The sequence below is a fragment of the Clostridium sartagoforme genome (genome assembly GCF_039521405.1).
In the GTDB taxonomy this organism is placed as follows: domain Bacteria; phylum Bacillota; class Clostridia; order Clostridiales; family Clostridiaceae; genus Clostridium; species Clostridium sartagoforme.
The window spans coordinates 110,432-130,961 of record NZ_BAAACH010000032.1 but is presented as its reverse complement, the minus strand read 5'-3'; the positions used below and the strand labels follow the sequence as shown (position 1 = coordinate 130,961).

Annotated in this window: 19 protein-coding genes and 1 riboswitch; of the genes, 15 read left to right on the top strand and 4 right to left on the bottom strand. The window is 25.0% G+C overall.

Translation table 11 applies throughout. From position 1 onward, the window contains the following. Positions 1 to 80: 80 nt before the first annotated feature. Both ABDZ60_RS12705 and metH read left to right on the top strand, forming a co-directional pair. On the top strand, positions 81 to 653 hold the full coding sequence (locus ABDZ60_RS12705; RefSeq protein ID WP_016209033.1) for a hypothetical protein: 573 nt from the start codon (positions 81 to 83) through the stop codon (positions 651 to 653). 256 nt (positions 654 to 909) lie between these two features. Continuing rightward, positions 910 to 1,006: riboswitch (SAM riboswitch) on the top strand. Between the two features lie 112 nt (positions 1,007 to 1,118). Further along, positions 1,119 to 4,769 (top strand): methionine synthase, encoded by a 3,651-nt coding sequence (gene metH / locus ABDZ60_RS12700; protein ID WP_343778516.1) that lies wholly within the window; start codon positions 1,119 to 1,121, stop codon positions 4,767 to 4,769. Between the two features lie 57 nt (positions 4,770 to 4,826). On the opposite strand, the gene ABDZ60_RS12695 is transcribed toward metH, so the two are convergent. Then, complete coding sequence (locus ABDZ60_RS12695; RefSeq protein WP_016209036.1) at positions 4,827 to 5,543, bottom strand: HAD family hydrolase; 717 nt, start codon at positions 5,541 to 5,543, stop codon at positions 4,827 to 4,829. A 456-nt stretch (positions 5,544 to 5,999) separates the two neighbouring features. Between ABDZ60_RS12695 and ABDZ60_RS12690 the strand changes: the two genes are divergently transcribed. The 5 genes from ABDZ60_RS12690 (at position 6,000) to ABDZ60_RS12670 (ending at position 10,862) form a co-directional block, all read left to right on the top strand. Beyond that, the gene (locus ABDZ60_RS12690; RefSeq protein ID WP_016209037.1) at positions 6,000 to 7,196 is read left to right on the top strand and encodes an acetate kinase; all 1,197 of its coding nucleotides are present in this window, start codon (positions 6,000 to 6,002) and stop codon (positions 7,194 to 7,196) included. 240 nt (positions 7,197 to 7,436) lie between these two features. After that, a complete protein-coding gene (locus ABDZ60_RS12685; RefSeq protein ID WP_016209038.1) occupies positions 7,437 to 7,967 on the top strand; it encodes a PH domain-containing protein in 531 nt (176 codons plus the stop codon). Then, positions 7,951 to 9,417: a PH domain-containing protein gene (locus ABDZ60_RS12680; protein WP_343778513.1), complete on the top strand. Its 1,467-nt coding sequence runs from the start codon at positions 7,951 to 7,953 to the stop codon at positions 9,415 to 9,417. The genes ABDZ60_RS12685 and ABDZ60_RS12680 overlap by 17 nt, the downstream gene beginning before the upstream one ends. 154 nt (positions 9,418 to 9,571) lie before the next feature. Further along, positions 9,572 to 9,763, top strand: a complete 192-nt coding sequence (locus ABDZ60_RS12675) for a YuzB family protein (protein WP_016209041.1) — start codon at positions 9,572 to 9,574, stop codon at positions 9,761 to 9,763. 220 nt (positions 9,764 to 9,983) lie between these two features. Then, complete coding sequence (locus ABDZ60_RS12670) at positions 9,984 to 10,862, top strand: DMT family transporter (protein WP_047001345.1); 879 nt, start codon at positions 9,984 to 9,986, stop codon at positions 10,860 to 10,862. Positions 10,863 to 10,940: 78 nt separating this feature from the next. On the opposite strand, the gene ABDZ60_RS12665 is transcribed toward ABDZ60_RS12670, so the two are convergent. Continuing rightward, entirely contained in the window at positions 10,941 to 11,378 is a 438-nt protein-coding gene (locus tag ABDZ60_RS12665; RefSeq protein WP_343778510.1) for a GatB/YqeY domain-containing protein, read from the bottom strand. Positions 11,379 to 11,487: 109 nt separating this feature from the next. Next, complete coding sequence (locus tag ABDZ60_RS12660; protein ID WP_047001346.1) at positions 11,488 to 12,351, bottom strand: LD-carboxypeptidase; 864 nt, start codon at positions 12,349 to 12,351, stop codon at positions 11,488 to 11,490. A 258-nt stretch (positions 12,352 to 12,609) separates the two neighbouring features. On the opposite strand from ABDZ60_RS12660, the gene ABDZ60_RS12655 reads away from it, so the two are divergent. The 8 genes from ABDZ60_RS12655 (at position 12,610) to ABDZ60_RS12620 (ending at position 20,124) form a co-directional block, all read left to right on the top strand. Beyond that, a complete protein-coding gene (locus ABDZ60_RS12655) occupies positions 12,610 to 13,017 on the top strand; it encodes a ribonuclease H family protein (RefSeq protein WP_343778508.1) in 408 nt (135 codons plus the stop codon). 69 nt (positions 13,018 to 13,086) lie between these two features. Further along, positions 13,087 to 13,467 carry a desulfoferrodoxin gene (locus ABDZ60_RS12650; RefSeq protein ID WP_016209144.1) on the top strand — a complete coding sequence of 127 codons (381 nt, stop codon included), beginning with the start codon at positions 13,087 to 13,089 and terminating at the stop codon, positions 13,465 to 13,467. 205 nt (positions 13,468 to 13,672) lie between these two features. Then, the gene (locus ABDZ60_RS12645) at positions 13,673 to 14,836 is read left to right on the top strand and encodes an MFS transporter (RefSeq protein WP_343778506.1); all 1,164 of its coding nucleotides are present in this window, start codon (positions 13,673 to 13,675) and stop codon (positions 14,834 to 14,836) included. Between the two features lie 5 nt (positions 14,837 to 14,841). Then, positions 14,842 to 15,531 (top strand): M48 family metallopeptidase, encoded by a 690-nt coding sequence (locus ABDZ60_RS12640; RefSeq protein WP_343778504.1) that lies wholly within the window; start codon positions 14,842 to 14,844, stop codon positions 15,529 to 15,531. A gap of 231 nt (positions 15,532 to 15,762) precedes the next feature. Beyond that, entirely contained in the window at positions 15,763 to 16,284 is a 522-nt protein-coding gene (locus tag ABDZ60_RS12635; RefSeq protein ID WP_343778502.1) for a hypothetical protein, read from the top strand. 24 nt (positions 16,285 to 16,308) lie between these two features. Continuing rightward, positions 16,309 to 18,036 carry an ABC transporter ATP-binding protein gene (locus ABDZ60_RS12630; protein ID WP_047001349.1) on the top strand — a complete coding sequence of 576 codons (1,728 nt, stop codon included), beginning with the start codon at positions 16,309 to 16,311 and terminating at the stop codon, positions 18,034 to 18,036. A gap of 1 nt (position 18,037) precedes the next feature. Further along, positions 18,038 to 19,804 carry an ABC transporter ATP-binding protein gene (locus ABDZ60_RS12625; RefSeq protein WP_343778500.1) on the top strand — a complete coding sequence of 589 codons (1,767 nt, stop codon included), beginning with the start codon at positions 18,038 to 18,040 and terminating at the stop codon, positions 19,802 to 19,804. A gap of 92 nt (positions 19,805 to 19,896) precedes the next feature. Further along, a complete protein-coding gene (locus ABDZ60_RS12620) occupies positions 19,897 to 20,124 on the top strand; it encodes a TIGR04540 family protein (RefSeq protein ID WP_016209150.1) in 228 nt (75 codons plus the stop codon). A 56-nt stretch (positions 20,125 to 20,180) separates the two neighbouring features. On the opposite strand, the gene ABDZ60_RS12615 is transcribed toward ABDZ60_RS12620, so the two are convergent. Then, entirely contained in the window at positions 20,181 to 20,399 is a 219-nt protein-coding gene (locus ABDZ60_RS12615) for a hypothetical protein (RefSeq protein ID WP_016209151.1), read from the bottom strand. Positions 20,400 to 20,530: the final 131 nt, after the last annotated feature.

Genomic DNA, 20,530 nt, shown 5'->3' with positions numbered 1-20,530 from the left:
AGGAAACATTATAGTACATTAAGAATAATATATTATATAAAACAATATAACAAAAGATGTTTAGAAGGTAGGTATTTAGAATGGACTATTATAACAATGAATATGAAAACTCAAATTATGAAGAATATTATAAAGGTATGAATAATAAGGATAATTATCCTCAAAATAGTTGCCAAAATAATTGGCAAGAAAATGCAGATTATGATTTTCATAATGTATCAGAAGTTAAACAAGGTAATTTAGCAAGTTATGGAGCTTATCAAAGAGTTCAAGGAGCAGAAAACTTTCAAAATAATAATCAATATTTAGGTGGAGCACGAGGAATTCAAAATCAATGCGGTCAAAATCAAGGTGGACAAAATATTATTCAAAGACCAGGACAAGTAAGAAGATATAATTCATTTTATAATATAAATGGTAGGAACTATGTTATAACTAATAGAAATTTTTATAATAGATATTTTACTAGATATAATCATATTTATGTGAATAATTGTAATCATATAAAAGATTTCTTACGTGACTGTAATATATATCATTTTACTAATCAAACTATCTATGAGGGATGTCAATATCTAGGCTCTAATACAGTTGTTGCAAATAATTGGTGCGGAAATAATAATAATTCTTGTTGCAATAATAATGTATTTTAGTATTTAGAAAAGTATAAGACTTTAATAATAGTGTAGTATTACTATTTTTTATAAATAATAATACTACACTATTTATGAAATATATTTTTTACAAATAATGGCGAAATTGATAGTAATATTCTGAGAAGGTATTTTTTATTTAAATTATATAATATCTAATTTAATAATAATTATTAAATAAATATATGAGGTGTACTAGTAAAATATATTTACAAAAAATTATAAAAAATATATAATTATAAAAAATATAATAATTATCTTATTGAGAGTGGTGGAGGGACTGGCCCTTTGAAACCCAGCAACCTGCTTATAGTGTGGTGCTAAATCCTACAGATTTTTCTGGAAAATAAGAGTAATAGAGTTTTTATATACTTTATATAAGATCCCTTCTTACTTTTAGAAGGGATTTTTTATTTAGATATAATAATAAGAGTTATTATTTTAGTAATACAAGGGGGTTATGTAATGAAAAGAGGCTTCGAAATAATTAGGGATTTAGAAAAAAGAATATTAGTAATTGATGGGGCAATGGGGACAAATATTCAATCATTTATGTTAAAGGAAGAAGATTATAGGGGAAAGTTATTAAAAGATTTTTATTTAGATCAAAAGGGTAATAATGATTTATTAAGTATTACAAAGCCAGAAATAATATATGAAATACATATGGGTTTTCTAGAAGCTGGTGCAGACATAATTGAAACTAATACATTAAATTCTAATAAAATATCACAAAGTGATTTTGGTCTTGAGAGTTTAGTTTATGACTTAAATTATAAAAGTGCTAAGCTAGCTAAAGATGCTTGTGAAGAATTTTATAAGAAGGACGGCAAAAAAAGATATGTTGCCGGATCTATAGGTCCAACCAATAGAATGGCATCGCTATCTCCTAATGTTGAAGATCCAAGTTATAGAAATATATCATTTGATCAATTAAAGAAGGCATATATAGAGCAAATCGATGCTTTAATTGATGGTGGCATTGATTTGGTTTTAATTGAAACAATTTTTGATTCCTTAAATGCAAGGGCTGCTATTATGGCTGCAAATGAGATTTTTAGGATAAAAAATATAACTCTTCCAATAATGATATCTGGAACTATAACAGATAAGTCAGGGAGAATTTTATCAGGACAAAACCTTTCAGCCTTTGCTGTTTCAATGAAAAATGAAAATATAATTTCAATAGGACTAAATTGTTCTTTTGGAGCAAAAGATTTAAATCAATTTATAAAAGAGTTAGCAGAAACACAGAATTTATTTATATCAGTTTATCCAAATGCAGGATTACCAAATGAATTAGGATTTTATGAGGAGTCACCTGAAATTACTTCAAAGTGTATTGAAGAAATGTTGAAAGCTGGGTATTTAAATATTGTTGGTGGCTGTTGTGGTACTACTTATGAGCATATAAAAGCAATTGCTAATGTAGCTAAAAATTATAGACCAAGAGTTGTTAAAGAAATTAAAAGAGAAAGTGTGTATAGTGGATTAGAAATAACAAAATCAAATAGAGAATCTAATTTTGTTAACATTGGAGAAAGGACGAATGTTTCTGGATCTTTAAAGTTTGCAAGACTTATTAGAGAAAAGAAATATGAAGAAGCTCTTGAAATTGCTAAAGAACAAGTTGAAAATGGAGCTCAAATAATAGATGTAAATTTTGATGATGGACTTTTAGATAGTGAAAAAGAAATGGAATATTTTTTAAAACTATTGGCTTCAGAACCAGATATTTCTTTAAAGCCTATAATGATTGATTCGTCAAGATGGGAAGTTATAGAAAATGGACTTAAAGTGATTCAAGGAAAACATATAGTAAATTCTATTTCTTTAAAGAATGGAGAAAAAGATTTTCTAGATAAGGCAGGGATTATTAAGGATTTTGGAGCAGCAGTTGTAGTAATGGCTTTTGATGAAAATGGGCAAGCAGACAGTTATGAAAAAAAGATTAATATATGTAAAAGAGCCTATGAGCTTTTAGTAAATAAAATTAACTTTCCTCCAGAAGATATAATATTTGATCCAAATATTTTAGCGATAGCAACAGGAATTGATGAACATAATAACTATGCTGTAGATTTTATAAATGCAACTAAATGGATAAAGGAAAATTTACCATATGCTAAGGTTTCAGGAGGAGTAAGTAATTTATCTTTTTCTTTTAGAGGTAATAATAAGATAAGAGAAGCTATGCATTCAGTCTTTTTATATCATGCTATAAAAAATGGTATGGATATGGGAATTGTAAATCCAAGTATGATACAAATATATGATGATATTCCTAAAGATTTACTTAAGTTAGTTGAAGATGTTATATTAAATAAATTTGAAGGGGCTAGCGAGAAACTATTAGAAGAAGCTATTTTATATAAAAACAATTTAAAAGAAGATAAAGAAAATAAAGAAAATTGGAGAAGTCTAGCTTGTAAAAAAAGATTAGAGTATTCAATAGTTAAGGGAATTACTAATTATATAGATGAAGATTTAAAGGAAGCCATAACTTTATATGAAAGACCTTTAGATATAATAGAGGGCCCATTGATGGATGGCATGAAAAAGGTAGGTACATTGTTTGGTGATGGAAAAATGTTTTTACCTCAAGTTGTAAAATCAGCAAGAGTTATGAAGAGAGGAGTTGCATATTTAACACCATATATAGACACTGAAAAAAATGGAGAGTTTACAAGAGATGGAAAGATATTAATTGCTACTGTAAAAGGTGATGTTCATGATATAGGTAAAAATATAGTAAGTGTTGTTTTATCTTGTAATAACTTTGAAGTTATAGATTTAGGAGTCATGGTTCCTTGTGAAGAAATAATAGATAAAGCAATAGAGGAAAATGTTGATATAATTGGATTAAGTGGGCTAATAACGCCATCTTTAAATGAAATGATAACTGTGGCTAAGGAAATGGAAAAGAGAGGTCTAAATATTCCACTTATAATTGGTGGAGCAACTACTTCTAAGATCCATACAGCATTAAAGATAGACCCAAATTATAGTGGTCCAGTAATATATGGATATGATGCATCTAAAACAGTTGAAATTTGCAAAATATTAGTATCCAAAGAAAAATTTAAATTTATAAAGGAAACTAAAGAAAATTATAAAATTCAAAGAGAAAATTATGAAAATGTTAAAACTGAATTTATTTCTCTAAAGGAAGCAAGGGAAAATAAATTGAAAATAGATTGGAGCAGTACAAATATAAAAAAACCAAATTTTTTAGGTGTTAAAGGTATATATGATTATACTATTAAAGATGTAAGGCCTTTTATAGACTGGAGCTTCTTTTTTGCAGCCTGGGGAATGAAAATGAGATTCCCTCAAATTCTAAAAGATAGTACTTATGGGGAACAAGCAAAGAAAATTTATTTAGAAGCAAATAAGTTATTAGATGATTTAGAAAATAATCAAATAGTAAAGCTTAAGGGCGTATTTGGATTGTTTAAAGCAAGTTCTGCTCAAGATGATATAAATATTTTTGATAAGGACAACAATTTAATAGAAACTTTTAATATGTTTAGGCAACAAAAGAAAAATAAAAATAATATCAATCTTTGTTTAAGTGATTATATAGCTCCTGAAGAATTAAAAATTGATGATTATATTGGAGCATTTTTAGTTACAAGTGGAACTGAGGCTAGAGAACACTCTAAAAAGTTGAGGGAAAAAGGAGATGATTATAACTCTATGCTTTTAAGTTTTGTTTGTGATAGATTAGCAGAAGCCTTTGCTGAAAAGCTACACTTGGATATTAGAAAAAATTATTGGGGCTATTCAAGTGATGAAAATTTAAGTTATGATGAATTACTTTCTGGAAAGTACAGGGGAATAAGACCTGCTGTAGGTTATCCATCAATAAAGGATCAAAAGGAAATAAGAAAAATATTTAAACTTTTAAATGGAGAAAAAGTAACAGGTGCAAGCTTTACGGAAAGCAATATGATAGATCCTCCATCATCAGTTTGTGGGTTATATTTTGCTAGTAGTGAAGCTAAATATTTTGACGTTTATAAAATAGATATTAACCAATTAGAAGATTATTCAAAAAGAAATAACTCAAATATAGCAGAATTAAAAAATAGACTTTCTAATATATTAATATAATTATTTATAAAAAAAGAAAACTTATAAAGTTTAAGAATGCTTTATAAGTTTTCTTTTTTATTTTAATATTAAGGGTTTAACTTTATTGAAATCCCCATCTAAAACTGAATAAGTACTATCTATATTATTAAGCAGCTCAGGAGATAGATTTGAATGAATATACAAAGTATTTAAATTTATTTCTTTTGCTCCGTGTATATCACAAATATAATCATTTCCAATCATTATACTTTCAATTGGATTTAAATTATATTTTTCAATTAATGTGTTATAAAAAAGTTTATCTGGTTTACAAACACCAAAGTCTGAAGAAAATAATATTCCATCAAAATACTTATCTATACCTAATAACTTCATCTCGTAAAGAGTAAAAATCCTTTGAGCATTAGAGAGCAGATATATATTCTTATTTTTTAATTTTAGAGTTTCTAACAATTCAACAACACCATTATAAAGAGATAATTTATTTAACGATAGTACTCTAAATATCTGAGCTGTATCTTTGACTGTATCTTTACTTGGGAAAATACCTTTTTTATTAAATAATTCTTTGAAAATAATTTCGATATTAAAATCAGGAAAGTTTGTATTAGTAATTGATTTTAGTTTATCATTTACTAATTGAATATAAGTATCTTTTAAATCCGAACTAGAGTAATATGCACCTTTATAAGAATAAAAAAGAGATAATTTTTCAAAAAGCAGATGTGAATTTTCATCTGTATTTATATCAACTAAGGTTCCATATAAATCAAATATGTAATTTTTAAACATATATAAGCCTCCTAAATCAAGTTATATGTAGTTTAATTCTTTTTATAAGTGATAAATCCTCTAATTAATATAGAACAATAGAAGAATTGTATTTTTAAACAAAAATATGTGTATTTATTTAATATTTAACACTAATATTTTTACAACAATATTAATGTAATAGGGATTTATTAATTCATAAGAAATTTTTATTGAAAAAATGCAAAAAATTAATAGTATCTAATATTGATGGTATAGAGAAAGAGATTCAAAGTTTAAGATTTTATAAATTGTAAGTAGGTATAAAATTAAACAATATACAAATTTCAGGAAAATAGAGGAAAGGGCTGAATAAACAGCCCTTTTTACTTTTATTTAAGATTATTGTAAAATATATAAGAATCTATCAATTTGAATATATAGATTTTTAGTGTATTATATAAATAATGAAACAAATGAATGTAAAGGAGAATAATTATGAAGACTTTAGTAATAAATTGCGGAAGCTCATCTTTAAAATATCAACTAATTGATATGGAAACAGAAAATTCATTAGTACAAGGATTAGTAGAAAGAATAGGAATTGAAGGGTCTATATTAACTCAAAAAGTTGAAGGAAAAGACAAGTATATTATTAAAGAAGCTATGCCAAACCATAAAGCTGCTATTAGGTTGGTTTTAGAAGCTTTAGTAAATGAAGATCATGGTGTTATTAAATCTATGGACGAAATTAGTGCTGTTGGACATAGAGTAGTTCACGGCGGAGAAAAATATTCTCATTCAGTTATAATAAATGATACTGTGTTAGACTCAATTAGAGAGTGTATATCACTTGCACCTCTTCATAATCCGCCAAATATTGTTGGTATTGAAGCTTGTATGGAACTTATGCCAAATACGCCAATGGTAGCAGTGTTTGATACAGCATTCCATCAAACTATGCCAAAAGAAGCTTACATATGTCCTCTTCCATATGAATTATATGAAAAGTATGGAATAAGAAAATATGGATTCCATGGTACATCACATAAATATGTATCTCAAAAAGTAGCAGAGGTAATGGGAAAAGATATAAAGGATTTAAAGATTATAACATGCCATTTAGGAAATGGATGTTCATTAGCAGCAGTAAAAGCCGGAAAGTCAATAGATACGTCCATGGGCTTTACTCCTTTGGCAGGCGTAATGATGGGCACAAGATCAGGAAGTATAGATCCATCAGTTATCAGTTTCCTTTCAGAACAGCATGGATATAAAATTAGTGATATAGATGAATTATTAAATAAAAAATCTGGAGTTTTAGGTATTTCAGGAGTCTCTTCTGACTTTAGAGATGTTATTGATGCAGCAGATAAAGGAAATGAAAGAGCAAAACTTGCATTAGATATATTCCATTACAAAGTTAGAGCTCAAATTGCAGCATATGCAGGTATAATGGGAGGAGTAGATGTTATAGTATTTACTGCTGGCATAGGAGAAAACTCTTCTTTAACAAGAAAAGAATGTTTAAATGGTCTTGAGTTCTTAGGATTTAATATAGATGATGAAAAAAATGCTATAAGAGGTGAAATTCAAGAAATATCAACTAAAGATTCAAAAGTAAAAGTTTATGAAATTCCAACTAATGAAGAGCTTATGATTGCTAGAGATACAGTAAAGTTAATAAATAAATAGTCCAAATTAAATATAATTTTTAAAAGCAGATCTTATTAAGAAAAATCCTTTATTATAGAAAGTTAAAATAAACTATTACTATAAACAAGGAAAACTTTATTAAGAACTGCTTTTTAGCTTTTCAACTAAATATAAGAAATTAAATTTTAAAAATGTTATAATTTACATATTTTGCTTAAAAGTAACTTAGATAAATGATATAATAATAAAGAATTTCTATTATATCAAGGGGGAGTAATAATGCAGGAATATCAAAAACTTAATAAAAATGCTATAAAGTCATGGACTATATCAAGATTAATAGGTGCTTTTATTACTAGTATAGTTTTAATAGCAGGTGAAATATTTTTTTCAAGAATAATAGATGATTTTAATAAAGTAAGGTTTATTTTTACGATTTCTATTATCAGTCTAGTAATTATACTTCTAATTAATTCTTTTATATCCCCAACAATTGAATACAAACAATGGAGGTATAAAATAACAAATGATAAAATTGAGTTTATTGAAGGTATATATTTTGTAAGAAAAGTCATAATTCCTATAATAAGAATCCAACATATTCAATTAAATCAAGGACCAATAAATAAATTTTTTGATTTATATGATATAAGCATTTTTACCGCTGGTGGACAACATAAAATCCCAAATATTGATAGTGAAAGAGCAGAAGAGATAAGTGAGTATTTAAAGGAAGTAATAAAAAATAAAATTTCTAAAGAAAATATTTTATCAGATAAGGACTTAGATAGTTATGATGAAACAAGATAAATATAAAAAAAATCATATAAGTTTTATATTAGAAGAAATTATAAAATTGGTAAATGGATTAGTTATATTTATAGCATTATCAATTGCTAAATTTGATGAAGGGGGAATTTATGTAACACTTGGTTTAGTAGTACTATCTATTATAGTTTCGATATTAAAATGGATAATTATAAAGTTCTACATTAAAGATAGTGAGTTAATATATAAAAGTGGAATAATAAATTCAAAGAAATTAGAGATACCTTTTGATAAAATAAATACCATAGATATAAATAAAAATATTATTGATAGAATATTTAATGTTTGTACTTTAAAAATTGATACCGGTGCTGTAAAAGAGGTTGGACAGGAAATAAGAATAAAAGTAAAAAAAGAAGATGCCTATGAAATTAGAAATTTTATAAATAAATCAAATGATGAAGAAATATATGAAAACCTAGAAGGAATTAGTAATAGAAAAGAACAAGAATTTTTAAAAACTATATCATTTAAAGAAATATTCTTATATTCAATAAGTAAATCAAAGATATTTTGGGCATTTGGAGGAATCTTTTTAATAGGAGATTTTCTACAAAAATTAGAGGAAAAATTTAATCTTTCTATAGCAAGTGATATTGTAGAAAATGTTGAAGTAAAAAGTTTATTATCTATTGGATTATTTAAATCTATTTGTTTAATAATATTAGCGATTATAGGAATATATATACTTATAAGTATTATATTTATCATATTTGAAATAATTAGGCTTTATAATTTTACTTTAATTGCTGGTAAGAATGATATTAAAATTAGATATGGATTATTAACAGTAAAAGAGTATTCAATTCCAAGAAATAAAATATATGCAATAAGATATAAGCAGAATTTATTACAACAATTATTTAAAATATTTCAGATAGAAGTTGTGACGGTAGGATATGGAGATGAAAAGAATGAGCAGGCTATACTATATCCAGTAGGAAACAAGAACTTTATAAATTTAATATTAAAATCAGTATTACCAACATTTAAATTTGATGGAGAAATCAATAAGCCATCTAAACACGTATTAAGCAGATTCATAATAAAAAGAACAGTTATATTAATTGTTTTTTTTATAATTCCTTTATTTTTTATAATTCCAAAAGTTTATTTGACACTTAAATTAATATTTTTTATTATATTAATTATCTTAAACATATTTTTAGGATTTTTAAATTATAAGAATACATCATTGTCTATTAATAAGGATTTAGTAGTAGCTAGTAGCGGAAGTATTGAAAAAGTTACAACACTAATTAAACAAGAATATTTACAATCTGTAGAAACAAGAGAAAATCCTTTTCAAAAGAAAAAATCTGTATGTGATTATAAATTATATATATATAGTAATAAGTTAGGAGATGTAGTAATAATAAGAAATATGAATAGTATTTTGCTAAATACTATTGATGAAAATTTAATTTTATAAAATTAAAAACTGTAAAAATTCGATTATTTTTAAGAAAGTTAAAGATTTTATTAGCTAAATAAAATCTATTTAAATAATTAGCATTTGTAAATAATAATTATTATTAATATAATTAAATTAATAATAATAATTTAATATAAAAGGAGATTTGAAAATGATATCAGTTTGTCCAGTATGCTCAGGAATAGATATAGAAAAATTAGAAAAAAAGTTTGGAGAAGATAATATAGAAGTAGGATGCATTGGAGAATGTGGTGGCAGAGATGGTCTTATTATAGGATATGCTAATGGAAAATATATCGAAACTGAAACAGAAGAAGAGTTTATGAAGGAAATAGAAAATTAATAATATCTTAAGATGATGTTCAAATTAAAGACAAATAATTAAAAATTAAATTTAACTATTAGTTTATTTTAATTTTAAAACTCCTACGGGAGTTTTTTTAATTAATTTTATTTTATATTGTTATTTTTTCATTAAACTATAAATTAATAGTTCAATAATATATGTGCTCATTATAACTTATATAAAATAATATGATATTATATCAAAAGGGAGTGATTATATGAATAATTTAAGTAATAGAACTAAAGGAATTTTATTTTTAATTTTTTCAGCCTTTGGTTTTGCAGTAATGTCTGCATTTGTAAAATTAGCAGGTGATTTACCATCATTTCAAAAGACTTTTTTTAGAAATTTAGTATCTTGCATAATAGCCTTATTTTTTATTGTAAAAAATAAAGAAAGCTTTTTTGGTAAAAGAGAAAATCAGAAGATGTTAATATTAAGATCAGCTTTAGGAACAATTGGAATAGTATTAAATTTCTATTCAATAGATAAATTGGTGTTATCAGACGCAAATATGTTAAATAAATTAAGTCCATTTTTTGTAATTATTTTTTCTGCTTTATTTTTAAGTGAAAAAATTAATTTTAAACAATTCTTAGCAATTATTGTAGCATTTATTGGAACATTATTTATAATAAAACCTAGTTTTAATTTAGACATGATTCCTGCTATTATGGGAGTATTGGGTGCAGTTTTTGCAGCAGGGGCATATACTTGCCTTAGGTTCCTTGGAGGAAAAGAAAATCATTATACAATAGTATTTTACTTTTCATTATTTTCTTTAATAGTAATCTTTCCATTTATGATGTCAGTATATGTACCTATGAATAGTGAACAATTATTTTACTTATTAATGGCAGGAGTATTTGCTAGTATAGGACAATTTGGAATAACAATTGCATATAAGTATGCACCAGCAAAAGAAATATCTATTTTTGATTATTCCAATATTTTATTTTCTGCTATTATCAGCTTCATAATATTTAGGGTATTGCCAGATTTACTAAGTTTTATTGGATATTTTATTATTTTTGCTTCATCTTATTATATGTTTATTTATAATAAGAAGTTAGATAAAGTTGAAAAAAGTAATTAAGATAATTATTTTTTTATTTATATATTTAACTATAAATTAAATATATAAATAAAGCCTCTCATACAGAGAGGCTTTATTTTATGCTAATATTTTTTTTACCATAGGATTAATTTTTGATTTATCAAATTTACCATTTACCTTTGGCATAATTTCTTTCATTATCTTTCCCATATCAGATGAAGCATAATTACCATTTGTAATTATTTCTCTAAGCATAGTTTCAACTTCTTCATCTGCAAGTTGTGCAGGTAGATAAGGAGTTAATAAGTTAATAGCAAAATTTCCTTCATTAATTTTATCATTATCATTTAATTGTATAGCATATTGAAGAGCTTCTTTAAGCTGTTTAATTTGTTTTTCTATAATTCTCAAAACATCTTCATCTGAAATATCTTTCCTTTCATTAACTTCAAATGCTTTTATTTCTGAATTAACTAATCTTAAAACACTAACAGTTGCTTTATCTCTAGCTTTCATAGCAGCTATTTCGTTTTTCTTTAATTCCTCTTTTAACATATTACTTTCACCTCACTAGAATATTCTTAATAAACAATGTCGTTTATCTCTGTTAAAATTATATACTTTAAGGAATATTATTGCAAGAAAACTAATAATAAGTAAAATTCTAATTTAAAAATAAAGTTTTACCAATTGCTATACATTTAGAATTAGAACCATGACCTAACTCATTTGTTTTGGCTATAGGAAGATCAGGATTATTTATTTTTCTTAAAAGTAGATTTATAACTTCTTCTTCAGAAAAGTCCTTTTCTAATTCTGTAAATGAACCTAGTAAAATCCCATTAATATTAGTAAAGGCTCCAATTTGCTTATATTGTGTTAGAAATGTAGAAATTTTATTAATATCTCCACTTAAAGCTTCAAGAAAAAGTATTTTACCATTGAAACTTGGAATAAATTTTGTTCCAGCTAATTTTAAAAAACATCTAATATTTCCTCCAACTACTTCTCCCATCATGGACTTTCCTTGAAGCCATTTGTAAGAAAAATTGAATAAATCATTAGTTCCTTCTAAAACACTATTTTTGAAATTTATAATTTGATTCTCAGAGTCTTCTCTTATAAGATTTCTTAATTGGTAATTATAATTGATAGTATTTGATTTTGTTAGTAAAGCATTTAAGATTACACTTAAGTCACTATATCCAAAAAAAGGTTTATTGCATGTAGAGATAAATTCATAATCTAAAAAGTCAAGAATTTCATTACATAAATCACCACCTGACAAATCGAATATGGCATTTATAGTATTATCTTTATAAAAATTCATAAGCTCTTTAGCTCTTATTTCATAAGAATAAGAGTTATTATTTTCATCTTTATATAATGAATTTGATAAAACTACATTTAAATTTAAAGAATTTAATATATTAATTAATTCATTTATTTTAGTCGTAGTATTTTTATCTAGACCATTTGAACAAGCAATTAATGCAATTGTATCATTTATCTTTAATATACTTTTCATAAAAACCTCCATAATAATTAGTATTAAATTAAAGTATAAAAAATATAATATAAAAAATCAAATATATGTATAATTAAAACTCTAAAATATAAATAGTTTATTTTACTTGATAACTATTATTACTTATGTTATCATAAATATATATTAATAATGAAAAATTTTCCTATAGATAAGTATAAAAATTTATATATCCTTTAAGAATAATAATATTATAAATTGAATAATTTTATAATATATAAGTTTATAAATGGAGGATATATGAAATATAGACTTTATGTAAATGGGAAATGTAAAAACTATAGAAGTTTTCAAAGTAATATTGGAATAGGAGGAGTAATCTTAAACGATTATGGAGATGAAACATCATTTTCAAGAAATGTAGGTACTGGGACTTGTTGTGAAGCTCAAATTTATGCTATTTTACATGGAATAGATATTATTTCAAAATCAAAAGATGCTGAAAGTGTAACTGTATATATATCTAATTTAATGTTAGTAGATTATTTAAATGAAAAGCATGTTGATATTAGTGCTAGTACTGAAATATTAGTAGACAAGCTAAAAATATTTATAAAAAGTTTGAAACTTAATGTTAATTTTGAATACTTTGATGTAAGTGAATACAGCTATGTTCGATCATTAGCTGAGGATGCAATTGAACTTTAAGAAAACTTTGTAAATGTAAACAATATATAGTAAAATATATTAAATTAAATAATTAAGGAGTGAAATTTTATGGTTAAAAAATTACAAGTATATAAATGTGGAGTTTGTGGATCTATGGTAGAAGTATTAAATGAAGCAGGTGGAACATTAGTATGTTGCGGTAAACCAATGACATTATTAAATGAAAACACAGTTGATGCAGCTGTAGAAAAACATATTCCTGTGGCAGTAGAAGAAAATGGAGAACTTTTAGTTAAAGTTGGAGAAGTTGCACATCCAATGTTGGACGAGCACTTTATTCAATGGGTAGAAGTTATAACTACTGAAGGTGAAGTTATAAGAAAAGAATTGAAACCAGGTGAAAAGCCAGAAGCTAAATTTAACGTAAGTGGAAATGTTGATAGAGTAAGAGAATACTGTAATTTACATGGATTATGGAGTAATAAATAATAAGAAAAATAAAAAGCTATCTTAGATATACTAGGATAGCTTTTTAGAGTTTCCTTCAGTTTTCAAGTTGATATATGTAAGTTTAAGTTGACTTGGAGTGAAGCGACGGGATAAGCAAACTTACATATATCAACCTTTTTATTTACTTTATTAATCACAAATGATAGAATTTACAGGTAGTAAGAATAAAACGGAGGTAATACAAATGAAAAAGTATTATAATATGACTACCTTCTTAACTATTGGAATTTATAGTATTTTAACAACTTTTTATTTTCCTTATTTAAATCAAGAAATAGGTTTATCGCTGGTAGAAGTTGGACAGGTAGTTTCAATAGGAGCGCTGTTTACAATAATTGCACAACCTTTATTGTCTAATAGGTTTTCAAATTCAAAAAACAAGAACAAATTTATATTAACTTATTTAGCAATAGTTTTTATAGCTATAGTTGGACTTATGTTTATAAATAAGGATTTAGCTATTGTTTTTGCACCTTTCTATGGCTTATTATTAAGTCCAATGGTAGGAGTATTTGAAATATATATAGAAGAATTATCTATAAAAAATGGGTATGAATTTTCAGATATAAGAAAATGGGGATCTATAGGCTTTGGATTTATAGTATTTCTTTCAGGAATTATAATTAACAAATTTGGTTATAAGACATTGCACATTATTGCATTAGCAATTATCTTAGTAATCATGGCAATAATATTCTTTAACTTCAAAGAGACTTTAGATAGAAAAGAACAGAAAAAAAATGCAAAGGTATTAGATTTATTTAGAAATAAAAATCTAATACTGCTTATATTAGTAGTTTTTTTAGGTATGGGCAGCTATATGGGATTGGATTTTGCTTATTCATCATATTTAGTTGATATTGTTGGAGATTTTGATAAAGCAAATAATATATATAGTTATTCAATAAGCTTTAGAGTTGTAATTGAGTTTTTCTCATTTTTAATTATTGCTAAATATTTAAGTAAAGCTAATAGTAAAAGATGTCTTATAATAGCATTATTAATAGCTTGTATTAGATTGCTATTATTCTCAAGTGGTAACCTATTACTTATAGTTTTTGGGGACCAGCTTCATGGTATATTGTATGGATTATATTTAACCTTTATATTTAAATATCTAAGAGAAATATTAGACGAAAGTTTAATTGCAACATCTTTTGCAATTCTTTCTGTACTAAGTACTGGAGGTTCTAATTTTATATATCCATCCATATATAGCTTTATGCAGCAAAAGTTTGGTTATGGCGGAATGTATATATCTGGAGCTATATTAGTATTTATATCAATAATAATATTAGTTATATTCCTTCCAAAGGCTAATAGACAAAATAATATGATTAAAGCTTGAAAATTATGAAAAGAAAAATTGTTTTAAAAGATATAGAAATAGAATACTCTATTATTTTTAAGAATAAGAAAAATATCTCTATAAAGATAGATAATAAAATGAATATACTTGTGTATTCTCCTAAAGGAATAGCTTATGAGTATTTAGATAAACTAATTATAGAAAAAAGTAAATGGATAATAAAATCTATGAAAAATATTGAAAAAGGTAATTTAGTAGAAGAAGATAGAGTGATTTTATTAGGAAAATACTATGAAACAATAATAAAAAAATCTAATATTAATAGAGTTTTTATAGAAAAAGATAAAGTTATAATTAATACTGTTTCACTAGAAAAAACTTATACAAGAAAATTAATAGTAGATTGGTATAAAAAAATAGCTACAGACATTATTGGAACGAGAGCTATGGAAGTATCTAATAAGATTTCAATAAAGCCTTCAAAAATTATAATAAAGAATCAAAAAAGCATATGGGGAAGCTGTAATTCCAAAAAAGAAATTAGATTAAATTGGAGATTGGTTTTAATGCCATATGCTGTTATGGAGTATATTATAATTCATGAATTATGTCATATAAAACATATGAATCATTCAAAGGAGTTTTGGAGTTTAGTAAATTATTATTGTAATGATTATAAAAAAAGTAAAATTTGGTTGAAAGAAAATGGAGTTATGCTAATGAATTTAGTATAACTCTTTTTTTACAATAAATTATAAAATTGGTATTTCCTATTTTATAATAACATTATATAATGGTAAGTAATCATCTAATATCATTATTATCCTTTCATGTCATAAAACTGCATGGAGTATAAAAAATAATATTAATTTTTATATTTTAATCCAACCTTTTAATATAAATTCCCTATACTTTATTAAACTTTAGGAATACTAATTATATTAATATAGCTTAGGAGAAAAGATATGAAGAAAATTATTATTTTACTATTCTTAATTATTTCAACATTTTATTCTTGTACCAATAAAATAAGTAATGATGAGAATCGGTTTAAATCAGAAGAAAAACAGCGAGAAATAGAAAATAGCGACGACACTATAATATTTAAGGCTTCTTCAAAGGAAAAAAATATAGATACTAAAGATATAATATCAAAGGTTGAAAGTGACTTAACTCAAAAAGGTGCTTTGGTAAAAATAATAAATAGGCAAGGAGATTCAGTATATATAATGACAACTGAATCAGAAGCTGAGGATATAAGAATTCATAAACTTAATATATCAGAAATTTTAGATATAAATAAATATATAAAAGGTAATAGGAATAATAACTATGAGGAAGTATCAAAATTATTAAGAAAAGGAGAATACTTAATTATTCCAGCCAATATAAAAAATAACTCTATGGAGGAAGCAATTTCATGGATTTCTAGTGATGGAAGAATTAATGTTTATGAAATAAAGGAATTAGATACTTATGAAGAATAAATATTTTTAATAAGGAGGGATGGTATGAAAAGAATATTAAAATATTTATTAAAAGAAAAAAAATCATTAATAATTGGTACAATGTCTATGATATTAATTATATCAATAGACCAAATAACACCTATGTTGCAAAAGGAAATAGTTGATAGCGGTATAATAGAAGGAAAATACTCAATTATATTGCCGATTTTATTTATATTTCTAGCTTTAACGTTAATAAAAGCAATATTAGGCTATTTGAAAGAATATTTATATGACTATATCGGAGCAAAAGTTCATTTTGATTTGAGAACAGAACTATTTTCACATATTCAAAGTTTTGAATTTGAGTATTTTGATAACACAAATACAGGAGAATTGATGTCTAGAATAGGTGAAGATATTGAAAATATATGGCAAACTATAGGTTTTGGACTTAGATTATTTGTTGAAAATATATTATATTTTACATTTAGTACTATTATATTATTTTATTTAAATTGGAAGCTTACATTAATTTGCCTTGTAATTTTAGCTCCTATAGGAGTAATAGCATATAAGCTTGAAAAAAACTTAAATGATGGTTATGAAGAAATAAGTGACAAAACAGCAGAAATAAACACAAGAGCTCAAGAAAATATAGCTGGAGTTAGACTAGTTAAAGCTTTTAGTAGAGAAAAACATGAAATAAAAAGATTTAGAAATCTAAATAAAGACTATTATGATCTTAACATGAAGCAAGCAAAGACTATATCTAAAAGCTTTCCATTTATAGAATTCTTAACTAATATATCTTTAGTAATCATGATAATACTTGGGGGGTATTTTGTATTAATAGATGAAATGTCTCTAGGAACGCTTATCGCCTTTTCAGGGTACATTTGGAATATAATATGGCCTATGAGAATGATAGGGTGGCTTATGGATATACTTTCTAAAAATAAAGCATCTGCCTTCAAAATATTTAATATATTAGATAGATATACTAAGATAAATCCTAATGAAGGCTTGAAAGTTAAGGACGTAAAAGGTGATATTGAGTTTAAGAATGTAAGTTTTAAATATAATGATGAATTAGTATTAAAAGACATAAACTTAAATATTAAAGCAGGAAGTACTGTAGCTATTATGGGAGCTACTGGATCAGGGAAATCAACTTTATTATCTCTAATCGGAAGATATTATGATGCAACTGATGGATGTATTGAGGTTGATGGTGTAAATGTAAAAGATTTAAATTTAAATGCTCTTAGAAATAATATGGCTGTAGTTCAGCAAGATACTTTTTTATTTTCAGACACTATAGAAAATAATTTAAGGTTTGGAAATGTTAATGCATCTAATGAAGAAATTAAAGATGGTGCAAATAAGGCTTGTGCTTTAAGTTTTATAGAAAATTTAGAAAGTAATTTCCATACTGAAGTAGGTGAAAGAGGAGTTGGGCTTTCAGGAGGCCAAAAACAAAGGCTTTCAATAGCAAGAGCTATAATTAGACGAGCTCCTATATTAATATTAGATGATTCAACTTCAGCATTGGATATGGATACTGAGCATGAATTATTAAAAAATCTTAATTATATTAAGAAAAATAAAACAACTTTATTAGTTGCTCATAGAATATCAGCTGTGAAAAATGCAGATTTAATAATATTCATGAAAGATGGATGTATAGTGGAAAAAGGTACTCATGAGGATTTATTAAGCAAAAAAGGTCATTATTATGGTGTTTATAAAGAGCAATTTAAAGATTTTGATAACTTGGAGGTTGTTTAAAATGCCTAAAGAAAATGAAATGATTAAAAGTAAAAAAGAAGTTATTTTTAGGTTATTTTCATACTTAAAAGAATACAAAAAGGAAACTACAATCTCCATAATATTGATGGGATTGGTTACAGTTTCAAATAATTTAAATCCATATTTAATGAAAATAGCCATAGATGAAAATATAAAAAATAAAGATGTAAAAGGGCTAGTTATAATTGGAGTATTTTTAATTGTTATTAATATATTTACATTAATTTTTTCAAAGATTAAGTGGAAAGTTGTAAGCTATATAACAAATAATATATTAATTAATATAAGAATGGAACTATATACTCATATACAAAAGTTACCATTTGATTTTTTTGATAGTAGACCAGTAGGAAAAATTCTAGCTAGGGTCATGGGAGACGTAAATTCACTGAAAAATTTATTTGACCAAAGTATCCAATCAGTAATACCTGAATTAGTAAATTTACTATCAGTAATTGTATTCATGTTAATTTTGGACTTGAAATTAGCATTTGCATGTATATTATTATTACCAATATTAGGAATAGGCATGCTTTTTATAGAAATAAATTCAAGGAAAAGATGGTCAGAATATAGAAGTAAAAGATCAATATTAAATGGTTTTACACATGAAGATATTTCAGGAATAAAAGTTGTTCAATCTTATGCAAAAGAAAACTCTACCTATTCAAAATTTAAAGACTTAGTTTGGGATCATTTAGAAAGCTTTTTAAAGGCTGTAAGAATAAATGATTGTATGTGGCCATTAGTTGAACTCTCATGGGGAGTAGGTACTATAGTTGTATTTTTTGTAGGATATAACTTAATAAAATTAGGTACAATAGAAGTTGGTACATTAATTGCATTTTCTATGTATATAGGAATGTTCTGGCGACCTATAATGAATTTATCTAATTTCTATAATACTTTAATTACTAATCTGTCTGCAGGTGATAGAATTTTTGAAATATTAGATATTGAACCATTTATAAAAGATGATTTAGACAAACCAAATATAGGCGAAATTAATGGAGATGTAGAATTCGATAATGTTTCATTTGGATATGGCAATAACTTAGTACTTAAAAATGTGTCATTTAAGGTTAGAAACGGAGAGAGAATTGCTTTAGTTGGTGAAACAGGAGCAGGAAAAACAACTATAGTATCATTAATAAGCAGGTTTTATAAGCCTAATGAAGGATCAATATTAATAGATGGAAAAAATATAGAAAATTATAATTTAGGTTCCTTAAGAAGTCAAATGGGAATCATGCTTCAAGATACATTTTTATTTTCTACAACTATAAAAGAAAATATAAAATATGGAAAATTAGATGCTAGCGATGAAGAAGTAATCGAAGCAGCAAAAGCCGTTAATGCTCATGATTTTATTATGTCACTTGAAAAAGGATATGATACTGAAGTAAATGAAAGAGGATCAAGACTATCCTTAGGACAAAGACAGCTAATTTCATTTGCAAGAGCACTGCTAGCAAATCCGAAGATACTTATATTAGATGAAGCAACTTCAAATATAGATACTCAAACTGAAATTATAGTTCAAAAGGGAATAGAAAAATTACTTAATAATAGAACTTCTTTTGTAATAGCTCATAGATTATCAACCATAAGAGATTGTGATAGAATTATTGTTGTGGAAAATGGTGAAATAAGAGAAAGTGGATCTCATGATGAATTAATAGAATTAAAGGGAGCTTATTATGAGTTATATAAGGCACAATATAGTTTTTTAAATCAAGGTGCATAAAATATAAGAAATTTTAAAAATAGTACTAGAAAAAAAGTTATTTAGTATTTATAATGAATATGAAAACTTTAGAAGATATTAAGGAGATGAACATGAGAGCTGTATATAGAAATCCAAAAGAATTAGCAACTTGCTTAAAAGACTTGGTTGACAATTATTTAGAAGATTTACTAAGTTATGAAAATTTAGAAAGTAAAGTAAAAAAGATAGTTGACGCAAATGAAGATAGAGTTTATAAAGATAATAAAATATCATTAAAACTTTATCCTTACTTAGGTGATGAAAGAGTTCAAATTATTGATAAAATAATAAAGGGATAATATTAATTAAATAAAAAAGCTTCCATGTTATTATGGAGGCTTTTATAAATTTATTATTACAAATTAAAAATGGAAAGTTTCTTTTCTTCATATGGGATTTTATCTAAGGAATGTTTTAATGTTAAAAATTCCATTTCTGCTCTATCTATTTTACTAGATAATATTTCTTTCTCTCTATCATTTTTTGCATTTTGATTTTCATCTAATAATTGTCTTAATTCTTCAGAAACTTCAAACATCCTTAATGCAGCTTCATAGCAATTAGATACTTTCATAAAATCACATCCTTATATTTTATAGCAATATTATACAATATAAGGAAAAAATAAGCAATTCAGCTAAATGTTTTCATTAAATTTAATAAATAATTTTAATAAATTTATATGTAAATAGTAAAATAATATTA